The following is a 15133-nucleotide window of genomic DNA, read 5'->3' on the forward strand; positions in this document are numbered from 1 at the left end:
GATGTGTATAAAATTCTATATTTCCCATTTATTCGACACACGATTATTTATTTTAGAAGGTATTGACCTCTGTATGGTAAAGCATATAATTAATAATGAGTGATTACTCACTTATATAATAAGAGGAGGTTTAGAAATGACTTCAACAATTGTATTAGACCAAGTAAACAAATGCTTCGGAAAAAAATCTGTCTTAAATAACATCAGTATTTCAGTAGACTCTGGACAAATTTATGGATTAATTGGCCCTTCAGGTTCCGGTAAAACTACATTAGTAAAAATTATTGTAGGTATGGACCAACCTTCCACTGGCCAAGTGCAAGTACTTAATACGAAAGTCCCTAATTTGAAACTGTTACAGAAAATTGGTTATATGGCTCAGGCAGATGCTTTATACAATGATTTAACCGGTCAAGAAAACCTTGCGTTTTTTGCTTCGCTTTACAAGTTGAATAAAGATGTGCAAAAAAAACGAATTGCTTACGCGGCTGATTTAGTTAACCTAACACCCCATCTAACCAAGAAAGTGCAAACCTTTTCTGGTGGAATGAAAAGAAGATTATCCCTTGCAATTGCATTATTACATGACCCGCAAATATTAATATTAGATGAGCCAACTGTTGGAATCGACCCAGAGCTACGAAAGTCCATTTGGGCAGAAATCACACGACTTAAAAGTGAAGGAAAAACAATATTAATAACAACTCATGTGATGGACGAAGCAGAAAAATGCGATCAACTGGCTATGGTGCGAGACGGTGAAATAATATCGAGTGGTTCACCAGTAGAACTAAAAAACCATTACAAAATTGATAGTCTAGAGGAAGTATTTTTAAGAGCTGGAGGTGAAAAAGATGAGAACAATCGCATTAGTTAAACGGATTTGTATCCAAATGGTAAGAGATAAGCGAACACTAGCTTTAATGATGGTTGCCCCATTAGTCATATTAACTTTGCTACATTATCTTCTTTCTGCAGATTCAGCTTCTCCTAAACTAGGGATATATGGCGGGGAAGAATCTTTAATAGAACAAATAAAAGACAAAGATATAGAAGTAGTCCTATACGATAAACTGACAAACACAAAACAAATGATATCGAAGGATAATTTAGATGGAATACTTCAAATAGAAGGAGATTCAATTCATTTAACCCTTACGAACGATCAACCTTCCGCGTCAATGATATTACAAACAAAGGTATTGCAGGCTATTTCGATTGAAAATGCAAAGATAAAGGCTAATAACTTGAACAAATTCGTCCAAGATATACAAAGTAAACTTCCAAATGTCCCAATAAAAATGGATCAATTGAACACTCCAGAAATAGAAACTGCTTATATTTATGGAAGTGCTGATACTACATTTTTTGATCAATTAAGTCCTATTTTGATTGGTTTCTTTGTATTCTTCTTCGTCTTTCTCATTTCTGGCATTGGATTATTACGAGAGCGAACTACTGGTACACTAGATCGATTAATGGCAACACCCATTCAGCGACGGGATATTGTATTCGGCTATTTAATTGGATATGGATTATTTGCCATTGTTCAAACATTAATCGTTGTTTTATATTCGGTTAAGGTTTTAGACATTATGCTCATTGGTTCTCTTTGGAACGTTGTATTAATTAATTTATCTTTGGCACTAGTTGCATTGTTACTAGGTATCTTATTATCTGCATTTGCGAATTCAGAGTTTCAAATGATGCAGTTTATTCCTATCGCAATTATTCCACAAGTCTTTTTCGCTGGGATTCTTCCAATTGAAGGAATGCCTGCATGGATGCAAATTATTGCTAAATGCATGCCAATGTACTATGGTGGAAATGCGTTAGTGGATGTTATGTATAAAGGATTGGGGCTCGAGAGTATTAAAAGTGATCTCTTTGTATTATTAGGGTTCGCCTTCATTTTTATTGTGTTAAATATATTTGCATTGAAGAAATATCGAAAAATCTGAAAGGAGTAAACAATGTCCGAAGACGAACTTTTATTGGATCAATTATTTGAGGAAGAAAATTTTACCGATAAACAAAAAAAAATTATCGTTGCTGCTATTGAATCATTTTCGGAAAAAGGTTATGCTGCTACTTCTACAAGTGAAATCGCTAAAAAAGCTGGAGTAGCAGAAGGAACCATTTTCCGTCATTATAAAACAAAAAAAGAATTGCTCATATCCATTGTTGCTCCACTCATGACAAAGCTAATTGGTCCGATTATTGTAAATGACTTTCACAAAGTATTAGATCACCCCTATGAAAATGCAGAGGACTTTTTGAGAGCTACACTTGAAAACCGTAGAGTTATTATTAAAAAGTTTCTCCCTGTTATCAAAATTATGATTCAAGAAATTCCTTTTCAGCCAGAATTGAAAGAACAGTTTCTGGACCAAATTGCGCGTAAAATTTTTGAACGAATACTAATTGTTATTAAAGGGTTCCAAGATAAAGGACAACTAATCGAAATGCCACCTGCAAGTATGGCAAGACTAGCGGTCACAAGTATATTTGGCTACTTATTTTCACGTTACATCTTTTTCCCCGACAGTGAGTGGGATGATGAACTAGAAACAGAGCGCACCATCCAATTCATCTTGCATGGAATAGCAAAATAGAAAAAGCGCCCAATGTACGGGCGCTTTTTCTGTTAAATGCTTAACGTTTTCTATGTCGAATAGATACATATAAAAAACCAAAAGCACTTAAAAATCGTAATCCAGAGCTAATATACATCGCCATTTCCATTCCTAATTGATCCAATAGCCAAATACCTACTTGTGGTGCTACGAATGCAACGAAGGCGAGCAATACGTTGTAAGTTGTAATGCAGTATGTACGAGATTGTTCGGGAGATTGCTCTAACAATAAATTAAAGAGTATCAATACAGTACCAGATAAGAAAAAGCCTGAAATTGCTTGGACAAATGTTAAATAGTATAAATTAGTAGATAACACAGTCAAAAAAGGAGTAGTCGCCATACCAACTGCAGCCCATATAAAAACCTGCATATTAGATTTTTTATCTGCCCATTTCTTCCACATAGGAAACGTTAAAAATTGTATGAGCATATTACCGACTGAAAACATACTAATCCAAAATATTGTTGCACCTGCTACTCTTACATTATAAATATTGAATAATCCCCACGCTGATTGCCAAGCAAAGTTAAAAAACAGTGCTGCCGCTAAAAACCAAACAAAGTTGCTATGTTTAAAAATGGTCCAGTCCATAGACTTCTTTTTCACTTGTTCATTCTCTACTTGCACAACTTCTTCTTGATGTTTTAATAGGAAAAAAACTTCTAATAATCCAAAAGCAAAAGCTATTGTGAAAAGTATTTGATACGCTACAACACTTTCCGAGGAATCTTTCATTAAAATACCGATAAGTAACGTCGACACAAGTCCAACCACCGTTAAAAGTCGGTTTCGATCACTAAAAAATTGCCCTCTTCTAGATTCTTTGATCATTCCACTAATGAACGTTTGCCACCCAATATTAGCTACTGTGTTTGGTACGCTAATAAAAGCAATAATCCCTAAAAAAGCCCATCTTTGGAGAGAGGGAGAAGGTAAAAGGACAACTAGTACAATTAACAAGAACATAAGCCGAGCAAGTAAAACAGACATCGCAACCAATTTCTTCTGAGCACTCGCCCTATTTAATAATATAGCTGCTGGAATTGTCATTAACAATGCGATTAAAGGTGGTAATGAACTAATTAATCCAACTTGATAATTAGTCGCCCCTAGTATCGTAATTGCGAAGATTGGAAAAAAATTATTGGAAAAATTAAGTGCTATAGTAGATGCCATTCCGTGGTAAATACTAATCTTTTCATTATAAGGTCTCATTCTATCAGCCCATTCAATAAATAATATAGGATATGCTAGAATTATATACTTGCATGCACAGAAAACAAGTACTTCGAGACACAAAATTTATTAAGTTTGGGTAAACTTTTTTTTCGTAAACATAGCTAACTGCAAGTGCTGAAACTAAAACTACTCCTTTAATAATATCAAATGCATAAATGGCAAGCTTAGAATAGTTAACCCATTTAGCAAGATTCCAATAACAGCATCTATAGCTTTGCAGGAATGCTTTTATTGTATTCTGGATAAATGATTCCTCTTTCTGTAATAATGGCTGTAATATATTTGCCTGGTGTGACATCGAAAGCAGGGTTAAATACTTTTGTATTTGGAGGAGCCACTTGCTTCCCTGCAACATGTGTTATTTCTTCTGCTGGACGCTCTTCGATTGGTATTTCTTTTCCACTTTTGATCGTTAAATCAAAAGTAGAAGAAGGTGCAGCCACATAAAATGGAATGTTAAATGCATGAGCGAGTAAAGCTAAATTGAGTGTTCCAATTTTATTAGCTGTATCGCCATTTGCTACGATTCGGTCTGCGCCAACGATAATTGCTTCAATTCCTTTTGCACCAATTGTATGCGCAGCCATGCTATCTGTTATAAGTGTGACATCTACACCAGATTGCTGAAGTTCCCATACGGTAAGTCGTGAACCTTGAAATACTGGTCTAGTTTCACATGCGAATACCTGAAACTGTTTTCCTTGTTCGCTTCCGAGATGAAATGGGGCTAGTGCAGTTCCATATTTCGCAGTTGCAATGGATCCAGCATTACAAATTGTCATAACTCTCGTATGATTTCCAAGCAAAGACAAAGCAAACTCGCCAATATTTCGGCATGAAGCTTCATCTTCTTTGTGGATGTTTACAGCTTCCTCTAAGAGACGATTCTTCGCTTCTTGTATAGTTACAGTTTGTTCAACAGTACTACGTAAACGATCTAGAGCCCAAACTAAGTTGACTGCCGTTGGTCTAGAATCACCTAAATACATCGCGTCTTTTTTTAGCTGTTCTTGAAATTCTTCCAAGGTATTTGTTTCATAATGCTGAGCTGCTTTAGCTAATCCATATGCGGCTGTAATACCAATAGCAGGTGCACCTCTTACCTTTAACGTGATGATTGCGTCATACACATCTTCCAGTGTTTCTAGTGTTACATATTCAATCTCAAGAGGTAACTTCTGCTGATCCAAAATTCTTAGCTGCTCATTGTTCCACTCAATCGATAACGGAATACTCATTTGTGCAACTCCTCTAGTAACGCGATTACCGCTTCAATAGAATGTAAATCATAACGTTTTAAAATAAGTTCCTCTCCTACTTGTAATGCCTGTTTTTTGAAACGAAGTCGTTGCTCTTCGTCTGCAATCGCATCTAAATCCTTCAAATGAGCTAACCCGATCGTTCTTCTAATTAGTTCACAACCAGCAAAACCCAGTGTATCGCGGAAAACTTTATCCAAAATATATTCTTCAAATCCCTTCGTATCATTATAGGATTCAATACCTTTTGATTTCCATAGGATTGAAAAGTTCGAAGAAAACACTCCCCAGGTCTGTTCGATATGTTGAAGAATAATATTTCGCGCTTCTGCTTCTCTAGTAATAGATTGCACGATTAAGTTTGCTAAAAATATCCCAACATCGAATCCAAAAGGACCATAAAAAGCAAACTCCGGATCAATTACCTTCGTTTCCGTTTCACTAGCAAAAATACTTCCTGTATGTAAATCGCCATGAAGCAAAGCTTCTGCTTCCGTCAAGAAACTTCTCTTCAATTTCGCAACTTCAAGCTTTAAACGTTCATTATTCCAAATAACCTCCACTTCTGCTCTCAACGAAGGTTCAAAATCATTTGTTTCATGATCAAAAAATGGATCTGTAAAAATAAGATCTTCTGTGATTTTACATAGTTCCGGATTTGAAAACTCGGAAACCAATCTCTTTTTTTCAAATGGGTGTAATGCAAAATCAGAAGTGTGAAACAGCGTTTGAGCAAGATACTCACCAATGTCCTGTGATAGCTTTGGATAGGATTCAAGTCGGATTAATCCTTCACGCGCAATTTTTAGGTGGGATAAATCCTCCATAACTGTAATTGCAAGCTCTTCATCGGTTGCATATACAGTTGGAACAAGGTCAGCCACAAATTTAGCCTGCTTTTTTAACGCATTTGCTTCAATGGTTGCTCGCTTTAACGTAAGTGGCCAACTTTCACCAACTACTTTGGCATATGGCAATGCCTGTTTGATAATAAGACTTCTTTCGCTCTGAGCGTCCTTAATGTGAAATACATAGTTTAGATTGCCATCACCAATTTCTCTGCAATTTAACTCTGCATCCTCTGAAAAAAAGTGCAAACCTTTTGCATATAAAATCGCACGCTCTTCTGTTAATGATTCATATTGCTTCTTCGTAGCTATTGTCATTGTTCTCTACCTTTCATTTACAAAATAAAAAGCCTCTTTCCAAAGAAAGAGGCGTAGAATAAGAGAACTCTCGCCTCTTATCTTTCAGAAAGTTACCTTTCTGATGGAATTAGCACCGTGCCTTACGAGATTTTTCATCTCGGCGCGAAAAACGCCCCGTCTCACAACGGTATTACGGTCGGTTGCTGGGCTTCATAGGGCCATTACCCTCTGCCTGCTCTTGATAAGAGTGCTGTTACATACAACTTTATGCTATTTGAAATGAATCCTATCATAATTAAAAAAGAACTGTCAATCATTTTTTGAATACAGTAAGGATTCTAAAAACTATATTGACAATTTTCTAAGAGCATGAAATAATCGTAATTAATTTGACAATACAAAGTGAACCCAATTGAATAAATTATTCTTATTTAGAGCAGGTGGAGGGACAAGCCCTATGATACCCGGCAACCGGTCCAGTTATTGGACACGGTGCTAATTCTTGCAGTCAGTGGACTGAGAAATAAGAAGTCGTTAACCCTTTAACCTCTTCTTATTTGAAGAGGTTTTTATATTATTTAAAGGAATGTGATGATGAATGAGTGGAGTATCAGCTATTTACCAACTGTATGGTAAGCCCGGTTCTTTTGAAAATAAAGCAGAAGGTATAGCACTTGGATTAACAATCGGATCCTGGACAGACTTACCATTGCTAGAACAAGAACAATTAAAAAAACATAAAGGTCATGTTGTTTCGATTACTGAATTCGAACAGATTCAACATCCAAGTAAACCAGACCAAATTAAAGCAGAAATAAAAATAAATTATCCTAGTGCCAATTTCTCGGCAGATTTACCTGCCATTTTAACAACTGTATTTGGCAAACTATCGCTAGATGGAGAAGTGAAGCTTCTTGACTTAGAATATTCTCCAGAGCTTTTGACTAAGTTTCCAGGACCCAGGTTTGGAATCGATAGCATCCGTGACCAACTAGGAGTGTATAATCGCCCACTTATCATGAGTATATTCAAAGGAGTAATTGGTCGAGATATCCATTACTTAGAAGAACAGCTTCGACATCAGGCTCTCGGTGGAATCGATCTCGTAAAAGACGATGAAATTCTTTTTGAAAACCCACTCACTCCTTTTGAAAAACGTATTACAACTGCTCAAGAAGTATTGCGCCAAGTGTATGAAGAAACCGGAAATCGGACAATGTATGCCGTGAATCTATCTGGCCGAACATCTGAATTGAAAGCAAAAGCACAAAAAGCGAAGGAGCTTGGCGCTGATGCACTATTATTAAATGTTCATGCATATGGACTAGATGTACTGCAAGAATTATCGGAAGACAATAATATCCAATTACCTATAATGGCTCACCCTGCTTTTAGTGGTGCATTCACTTCTTCCCCATTTTACGGGGTTGCAACTCCGCTTTTGCTAGGTAAATTAACAAGATATGCGGGGGCAGATTTTTCATTATTTCCTTCCCCTTATGGAAGTGTTGCACTTGAAAAAACAACTGCTCTTTCCCTAGGAGAAGAATTGACGAAAGCAAGTGCAGTGAAACGAACTTTCCCAGTCCCGTCAGCAGGTATTCATCCTGGTTTAGTCCCCCTTTTAATGGCCGACTATGGAATCGATAGTATTATCAATGCTGGCGGTGGAGTACATGGTCATCCCGCAGGTGCGATTGGAGGAGTACTCGCTTTTAGACAAGCGGTAGCAGCAGTGCTTGAAGAAGTTCCTATTGCAGAAGCAGCTAAACAGCACGCTGAATTAAAAATAGCATTGGAACTATGGGGGTAAGCATTATGAATAAACTAGTCATCTTTTGTGATTTTGATGGCACGATTACAAATAAAGACAATATTATCTCCATCATGAAACAGTTTGCTCCTCCAGAATACTTGCCGATTAAGGAGAATATTTTAGGGCAACGACAGTCTATTCTTGAAGGCGTAGCAGAAATGTTTGCTCTGTTGCCTGTTTCCTTAAAAGATCAACTAATTTCTTATTTGCTCGAGCATGCACAAATTCGTGATGGGTTTGCTGATTTCGTTTCTTATACAAGAAAACACAATATCCCACTTTATATTGTTAGTGGTGGAATTGATTTTTTTGTCGAGCCAATGCTGGAGAAATTCGGCCCATTTTCTGATATCTATTGCAATAAATCGGATTTTTCAGGGAAAAACATTCAAATCAAGTTCCCACATGGCTGTGATGAACAATGTACAAGCCAAGGTTGCGGTTGCTGTAAACCTTCTATTATTCGTAAGCTTCAAGGAAGTGATACATTAAGCGTTGTAATTGGTGACTCGATTACCGATCTTGAAGCTGCCAAATTGGCTGACATTGTCATTGCTCGAGATTTTCTCATTGAAAAATGCGAGGAACTACATATTTCATATGAACCGTTTGAAAATTTCCAAGACGTTATAAATATTATTGATACAAGGTTAGGTACGCCACAATGACAACATTCACAAATAAGTGGGAAGCTTTAGCGGATATAAAAGACGGACTAGCCGCGCGTGATTGGTTTATGGGGACAAGTGGAAATTTAGCTATAAAAGTCAGTGACACTCCAATTGAGTTTTTAATTACTGCTAGTGGAAAAGATAAGTACAAGAGAACTTCAGAAGATTTTTTACTCGTAAATGCTAGTGGAAATTCAGTCCAAAATACGGATCTTAAGCCTTCAGCCGAAACATTACTACATTGTGCTATCTATTCGACAACCTCTGCTGGATGTAGTCTTCACGTGCACACAGTTGCGAATAACGTTATTTCCGAATTGTACAGTGATCAAGGTAAAATTGATTTTCAAGGTCAAGAGCTCATTAAAGCTTTTGGAATGTGGGAGGAAGACGCTATACTCACTATCCCGATCATTCCAAACCATGCCCATATTCCACGTTTGGCTGAGGAGTTTAAGTCACATATACATGCGAGCAAAGGTGCAGTATTAATTCGCAATCATGGTATTACCGTTTGGGGTAAGGATGATTTCGAAGCTAAGAAGCTGCTAGAAGCTTGCGAGTTTTTATTTCAATATCAATTAACATTACATCAAATACAATCTATATAAGAGAGGAAGATTTTAAATGGCTATCATTAAATTTCAAGGAATTGAAGAAACAATTGAAGCGCAGAACAAGGTTGCAGCTTTTTTAGAAAAACAGGAAGTTATTTACGAGCATTGGGATATCGAAAAATTACCTGAGCCTCTTCGTGAAAAATTTGATCTTAGCGATGAAGAAAAAGAACAAATCCTACACGCTTTTAAAGTGGAAATTGACACAATTTCAAATCGTCGTGGCTATAAAGCATCGGATGTTATATCTTTATCTGATTCTAACCCTAACTTAGATGAGCTATTGAAAAACTTCGAACGCAAACATCTACATACAGATGATGAGGTTCGATACATCGTTAGTGGTCACGGGGTATTCATTATCCAAGGAAAAGACGAAAATTTCTTTGAAGTGCATTTATCACCAGGAGATTTAATTTCAGTTCCAGAAAACATCACGCATTATTTCACCCTTTCAGAAGATCGTAAAGTGGTTGCCGTTCGGATCTTTGTAACAACAGAGGGCTGGGTACCAGTATATCAAGACGAAGTTGCTCAAAGCTAAAGCTAAATATAAATATAATGAAAAACTCCTGAATTTGCTTACAAATGATACTGGAGTTTTTTCATGTATTGAGTACGTATATAATTCTTTCTTTAGACACATTTTTCTCATTTGTTCAGAAAACAAAGAGTACTTTTATTTTACAAATTCTTTTCGAGAGGTATAATGTTTAGGTAGTATAAAATCAACTTCTTCTCTAAATGGTTGGTTATATTACTTAGTCAACAAGTTTTTTTCACATAACATATTTCACTTTATTTGCACAAAAATGGGGTGGTACAAGCAAATGACACAAGAACCTGAATTGACACTAGTCGAACATTTAACAGAATTACGTAAAAGGCTCATTATTATAATTGCAACCTTTGTGCTTTCACTCGCTTTGGGACTTTGGATGGCACCAAAAACATTACATTTTCTTAAACGACAACCCACAGCTGCTCACGTTGAGTGGAATGTATTTGGTTATACAGACGGTTTAATGATTTATATAAAATGCGCCTTAATTCTTTCTATATTAATCACATTGCCTATAGCAATGCATCAAATTTGGTTATTTGTTAAGCCGGGATTATTGGAAAAAGAAGCAAAGGGAACTATTTACTTTATTCCAATCTCTTTTTTCTTGTTTTTAGCTGGCATTAGTTTTAGTTATTTTATTTTATTTCCGTTAATGTTGAACTTTATGAAGAGTATTAATGATTCTATTGGTGCTGTAGAGACATACGGAATGCAACAATATTTTACTTTCATGTTTAATCTGATTACTCCAGTCGGTATCGTTTTTGAGTTACCCGTCATCGTTTTATTTTTAACGAAATTAGGAATAGTAACGCCGGCTCTGCTACGCAAGATGAGAAAAATTTCATACTTCGTTCTAGTAGTAATTGGAGTTTCTATAACACCACCGGATTTCATGTCCGATTTCATCATTATTATACCGCTGTTACTATTATTTGAAATTAGTATTCTCGTATCTAGCTGGTCCTATAAAAAACAGCTAGCGAAAAGAGCGCTTATGGATGAGCAGTTAGAGGATTAAATCAGAAGTTTATATTTACGTGATCCTGTTATACTAAAGTTAAGTTTACTACTAAGCACATTTGCCTTTGGATCAATATAAAGCACACCACTAGGAGGAACACACCATGCCAAACATCGGCGTACCAGGTTTAATAATTATTTTAGTCATTGCTTTAATCGTCTTCGGACCAGCTAAACTACCTCAGTTAGGTAAAGCAGTTGGACAAACATTGAAAGAATTCAAAAATTCCACAAAAGATATAGTAGAAGATGTAAAAGAAGAGTTTAAATTAGAAGATAAAGATACAGACACTAAGAAATAAAACTTAATACCATTAGCCAACTATTCTCTTGAATAGTTGGCTTTTTCAATTACCTAATTTTCTTTTGTAAATAAACTTGTTGAAACTCTTTTGTTGGAAACCCATCTATTACTCCTACTACTTCGTAACCGAATTTTCAATAAAACTTAGGTGCTTGAAAACTAAAAGAATCTAATTGAATTGACCAGCTCCTACTCCAAAATAAAAAATCTCCTTTATTGCGACTTTCAAACCGCAATAAAGGAGATTTTTATACTGTCTATTCTAGCTCAAATAAACCTTACTAAAAATTTTTAAAGAATAACCTAATAACATCTGCCCCACCTATGAAAGCTCCTAAAGACCCCACTAGATTAGTTAGTACAACGACTAGTAAAATACGTGTAACCTTATTATGCCAAAATCCTTTTACTGTAAATACATCTTCTGAAAGAGTTTCAAAATCTCCAATGTTCGGTCGACGATAATACGCTTGGACAATTCCCGATACCCACCCCGATGCTATTAAAGGATGTAAAGTAGTGATGGGAGCCGCTATAAAAGCAGATAATATTGCAAGCGGATGCCCAAACGCAATAGCTGCTCCAATAGCTGCGGTAGTACCAGTCCATAATATCCAACTCAATGCTTGGTCAAACCCTGCTGTCGGATTTGCAATAAACGTGTAAGCTACAATAGCAATAAGAAGAACAGGTATTATCCAACCCAGTATTTTAGGAACAACTGATTTTGGAGGAGTTTGAGCTAAACCTACTAAATCATGTTCTTTATGAATCTCTTTCGTAATACCTGGTACATGCGCAGCACCTAATACAGCAACTACCTTTTTCCCCGGTGCATCTTTAATCTTTTGTGCTAAATATTGATCTCGTTCATCGATTAAAGGAGTTTTTAGCTTAGGAAAAGATTCTGTAAACTCAGCAAGAACTGCGTTAAGCGTATCTTGTGATTTCATTTTTTCAAGCTCTTCCTCGGAAATCGTTTCTCTGCTAAAAATGCTAAAGAATACAGAAGTGAGAAGTTGTCCCTTGCCTAACCATCCAAGATTATGCCAAATGCGCGAAAAGGTAATTTGTATATTTCGATCCGCTAGCACGAGATTTGCACCTGTTTCTTTAGCAGATTCAATCCCTTGAATCATTTCCTGTCCAGGCTTTATCTCAAACTGTTTTGCTAAACGATTTTGAAATGAAGATATAGCTAAATTCATTAATAGCAACGTGGCTTTTTTCTCTTTAATTACTTTAAAAATATCCGTTTCTTTCCACTTATTGCTGTCCATAACGGATTGGTATCTTTGTTCATCTAACTCAATACATACAGAGTCTGGTCTCTCTGCTTCAATCACTTCTTTTACTTGTTCTGCACTTTGTCTTGATACATGCGCAGTACCAATAAGTATTAATTCTCTACCATCTAGGTTTATACGAGTAATATTATCCTCTTTCACAAGCTTCTTCCTTCATAGAACATATTTCTTTTGCGCAATTTTATACGCTCAATTACGAAAAGACTGTCTATTATTAATAATGAATTAGATTAGCATAAATTTCAAATATGTTTTACTAAAAAATGAAGAAAATATAAGTAAATAGCAGTTCAATGACATTTCCTAATAAATCTTGAGAAAAGGTTTTTCTATGAATAAGTGATATACTAAAAAAATAATTTAACTATAAAGGAGTAATGCGAAATGTTTATCGTAACAAACAGAATTAGAACAAAATTAGGCTTTGCAGAAAAAATGGCTCCTAATTTCACTAAGCCAGGTGCATTACAAGAAATGGAAGGATTTGTAAAAGTAGAAGTAACGCTTACACAAAACCTAACAGAATACGATGAGTTAAACGTAAATATGTACTGGGAAAACCTTGAAAACTTTGAGGCTTGGAAAAATAGTGACGCATTCAAAGAATCTCATAAACGACCAGAGCCAGGTTCAAAAGCTGCTTCTCAAGAATCTCCTCTCCTAGGAAATGAACTAGTTATTTCAAAAGTTGCATCTACCATTGAAGCCATCCCTTCAAAATAATAAGGATTTAATTAATACTCCTACTTAAGTGTTCTAGAACACTTAAGTAGGAGTTTTTTTATGAAGAACCTCTTTACTTTTCATCCGTTAAACTTTTTGTTATACTGGGTTAGTTACCTAAGATAACTATTATCTTTGGTAATTACTTTCTTTGGTGAGGAGTGATTCTAATCAACACATCTCGAGAATTTTTTCATCAGTTAATTCATCTGTATCGTCCATTTGAAAATCATTTGAATATCCAACTCGCGAAACATGATTTATATAGAGCACAGTGGACTATTTTATTCTACTTATCCAACAATGGTTCTACATCACTTGTTGAGCTTTCTAATTATCAAGGTGTAGAAAAGCCCACTATTACGAGAACGATTAATCGTTTAGAAGAATTAGGGTATGTAGAGCAGCTACCTAGCCATGATAAGCGTGAAAAAAGAATGCAATTGACGTTACTTGGCAAAAATGTTTATGAAGACGTTCGGGTAACAATAGATGCATACGAGCAAAATATTCTAAAAGGGATATCTGAGACCGATCAACTAAAAGCAATTCAAATGATGGATGAAATACGTAATAATATTCTAGAACAGGGAGCTAAATAACATGGATCAATCTAGACCCAAACTATGGACGAAAGATTTTATCGTTGTTTCTTCCATTAACTTTTTAATAACGTTAATTTTTTATTTATTAATGGTGACAATTGCTGTTTATGCGGTGAATGAATTCAATGCTTCCACAAGTCAAGCAGGTTTAGTAACCGGCATTTTTATCATTGGAACGTTAATTGGGCGTCTTTTCATCGGACGTGTAATTGATTTGATTGGTCGCAAAAAAACATTGTTTATTGGGTTAGCTCTATTTACGCTAACGACATCTTTATATTTTGTAAATCTAGGTTTAACTTTCTTACTAATAAATCGATTTCTTCATGGTTTAACTTTAGGAATAGCGAGTACGGCAGCAGGAACGATTGTTGCACAAATTATTCCAATGACAAGAAAAGGAGAAGGAATTGGTTATTTTAGTATGAGTTCAACACTCGCCGCTGCAATTGGACCTTTCATCGGCTTGTATATGAGTCAGCATACAACTTTCCACTTGATTTTTGGATTTTGTCTTGCATTAGGAATATTTAGTCTCATCACTTCGTTCTTCCTGTATGTTCCTGCAATTGAAAAACTAACAAAAACAGCTGAAACAAAAGGATTCAAACTATCTAACTTTGTAGAACCGAAGGCATTGCCTATTGCATTCATAACATTAGCGATTGCTTTCTGTTATTCTAGTGTTCTTTCCTTTATCAACTTTTATGCTATTGAAATTAACCTAGTGAATGCAGCAAGTTTCTTCTTTATTGTATATGCTATAGCGATTCTAGTATCCCGCCCATTTACTGGTCGTCTTATGGATGCCAAAGGTGCAAACTATATTATGTATCCTGCCTTTCTTATTCTCGGTACAGGTATGCTACTCTTAAGCACAGCAAGCACCAGCTTCACATTATTATTAGCCGGTGCACTTATTGGTCTTGGGTTCGGGAATATGCAATCTACTACTCAAGCGGTAGCTGTAAAGCTAAGCCCTCCTCATCGTATTGGGCTCGCAACTTCTACTTTCTTTATCTTCTTCGATGCAGGTCTCGGATTTGGTCCATATGTACTTGGATACATCATTCCTCTAACCGGTTATAGCACGTTATATGTAATTTTAGGAATAGTAGCTATTATTACAATCATTCCATATATCTTCTTACATGGTCGAAAAGAAAAAGCAAATTTTCTTACAGAATAAAATAAGAAGAGGCTATCCACTTTATAG

General features: G+C 35.8%; 16 protein-coding genes and 2 riboswitches. Of the genes, 12 read left to right on the forward strand and 4 right to left on the reverse strand.

Annotation, left to right across the window (positions count from 1 at the left end):
- The first annotated feature begins 136 nt into the window (after nt 1–136).
- From ACEPXD_RS19425 to ACEPXD_RS19435, 3 genes are read left to right on the forward strand one after another with little or no spacing between them, the layout of a single operon-like run.
- The gene (locus ACEPXD_RS19425; RefSeq protein ID WP_391118616.1) at nt 137–877 is read left to right on the forward strand and encodes an ABC transporter ATP-binding protein; all 741 of its coding nucleotides are present in this window, start codon (nt 137–139) and stop codon (nt 875–877) included.
- Nucleotides 855–1961, forward strand: a complete 1107-nt coding sequence (locus ACEPXD_RS19430; protein ID WP_391118619.1) for an ABC transporter permease — start codon at nt 855–857, stop codon at nt 1959–1961. The genes ACEPXD_RS19425 and ACEPXD_RS19430 overlap by 23 nt, the downstream gene beginning before the upstream one ends.
- Nucleotides 1962–1973: 12 nt before the next feature.
- A complete protein-coding gene (locus ACEPXD_RS19435) occupies nt 1974–2615 on the forward strand; it encodes a TetR/AcrR family transcriptional regulator (protein ID WP_391118621.1) in 642 nt (213 codons plus the stop codon).
- A gap of 40 nt (nt 2616–2655) precedes the next feature.
- Here the strand turns inward: ACEPXD_RS19435 and ACEPXD_RS19440 are convergent, their stop codons facing one another.
- The 3 genes from ACEPXD_RS19440 to mtnK all read right to left on the reverse strand — a co-directional run bounded on the left by ACEPXD_RS19440 (nt 2656) and on the right by mtnK (nt 6304).
- Nucleotides 2656–3855 carry an MFS transporter gene (locus ACEPXD_RS19440; protein WP_391118624.1) on the reverse strand — a complete coding sequence of 400 codons (1200 nt, stop codon included), beginning with the start codon at nt 3853–3855 and terminating at the stop codon, nt 2656–2658.
- A gap of 230 nt (nt 3856–4085) precedes the next feature.
- Complete coding sequence (gene mtnA / locus ACEPXD_RS19445) at nt 4086–5117, reverse strand: S-methyl-5-thioribose-1-phosphate isomerase (RefSeq protein WP_391118626.1); 1032 nt, start codon at nt 5115–5117, stop codon at nt 4086–4088.
- A complete protein-coding gene (gene mtnK, locus ACEPXD_RS19450; protein ID WP_391118628.1) occupies nt 5114–6304 on the reverse strand; it encodes an S-methyl-5-thioribose kinase in 1191 nt (396 codons plus the stop codon). The genes mtnA and mtnK overlap by 4 nt, the downstream gene beginning before the upstream one ends.
- Before the next feature lie 74 nt (nt 6305–6378).
- Nucleotides 6379–6534: riboswitch (SAM riboswitch) on the reverse strand.
- Between the two features lie 176 nt (nt 6535–6710).
- Nucleotides 6711–6816, forward strand: a riboswitch (SAM riboswitch).
- A 68-nt stretch (nt 6817–6884) separates the two neighbouring features.
- Here mtnK and mtnW point away from each other — a divergent pair.
- The 6 genes from mtnW (at nt 6885) to tatA (ending at nt 11280) form a co-directional block, all read left to right on the forward strand.
- Nucleotides 6885–8099, forward strand: a complete 1215-nt coding sequence (gene mtnW, locus ACEPXD_RS19455) for a 2,3-diketo-5-methylthiopentyl-1-phosphate enolase (protein ID WP_391118630.1) — start codon at nt 6885–6887, stop codon at nt 8097–8099.
- Nucleotides 8100–8104: 5 nt separating this feature from the next.
- Entirely contained in the window at nt 8105–8770 is a 666-nt protein-coding gene (locus ACEPXD_RS19460; RefSeq protein ID WP_391118632.1) for a 2-hydroxy-3-keto-5-methylthiopentenyl-1-phosphate phosphatase, read from the forward strand.
- Nucleotides 8767–9384: a methylthioribulose 1-phosphate dehydratase gene (locus tag ACEPXD_RS19465; protein ID WP_391118634.1), complete on the forward strand. Its 618-nt coding sequence runs from the start codon at nt 8767–8769 to the stop codon at nt 9382–9384. Before ACEPXD_RS19460 ends, ACEPXD_RS19465 begins: the two co-directional genes overlap by 4 nt.
- Before the next feature lie 16 nt (nt 9385–9400).
- The gene (locus ACEPXD_RS19470; RefSeq protein ID WP_391118637.1) at nt 9401–9934 is read left to right on the forward strand and encodes a cupin domain-containing protein; all 534 of its coding nucleotides are present in this window, start codon (nt 9401–9403) and stop codon (nt 9932–9934) included.
- 286 nt (nt 9935–10220) lie between these two features.
- Complete coding sequence (tatC, locus tag ACEPXD_RS19475) at nt 10221–10976, forward strand: twin-arginine translocase subunit TatC (RefSeq protein WP_391118639.1); 756 nt, start codon at nt 10221–10223, stop codon at nt 10974–10976.
- A 106-nt stretch (nt 10977–11082) separates the two neighbouring features.
- Complete coding sequence (tatA, locus tag ACEPXD_RS19480; protein ID WP_391118641.1) at nt 11083–11280, forward strand: twin-arginine translocase TatA/TatE family subunit; 198 nt, start codon at nt 11083–11085, stop codon at nt 11278–11280.
- 283 nt (nt 11281–11563) lie between these two features.
- Here the strand turns inward: tatA and ACEPXD_RS19485 are convergent, their stop codons facing one another.
- On the reverse strand, nt 11564–12730 hold the full coding sequence (locus ACEPXD_RS19485) for a TraB/GumN family protein (protein ID WP_391118643.1): 1167 nt from the start codon (nt 12728–12730) through the stop codon (nt 11564–11566).
- 243 nt (nt 12731–12973) lie between these two features.
- Between ACEPXD_RS19485 and ACEPXD_RS19490 the strand changes: the two genes are divergently transcribed.
- The 3 genes from ACEPXD_RS19490 (at nt 12974) to ACEPXD_RS19500 (ending at nt 15106) form a co-directional block, all read left to right on the forward strand.
- Complete coding sequence (locus ACEPXD_RS19490) at nt 12974–13312, forward strand: heme oxygenase (protein ID WP_391118645.1); 339 nt, start codon at nt 12974–12976, stop codon at nt 13310–13312.
- A gap of 170 nt (nt 13313–13482) precedes the next feature.
- Complete coding sequence (locus ACEPXD_RS19495; RefSeq protein ID WP_391123399.1) at nt 13483–13914, forward strand: MarR family winged helix-turn-helix transcriptional regulator; 432 nt, start codon at nt 13483–13485, stop codon at nt 13912–13914.
- A gap of 1 nt (nt 13915) precedes the next feature.
- Nucleotides 13916–15106 carry an MFS transporter gene (locus ACEPXD_RS19500; protein ID WP_391118647.1) on the forward strand — a complete coding sequence of 397 codons (1191 nt, stop codon included), beginning with the start codon at nt 13916–13918 and terminating at the stop codon, nt 15104–15106.
- Nucleotides 15107–15133 lie beyond the last annotated feature (27 nt).

Origin of the sequence: Psychrobacillus sp. L3 (genome assembly GCF_042945595.1) — a bacterium.
GTDB lineage: Bacteria > Bacillota > Bacilli > Bacillales_A > Planococcaceae > Psychrobacillus.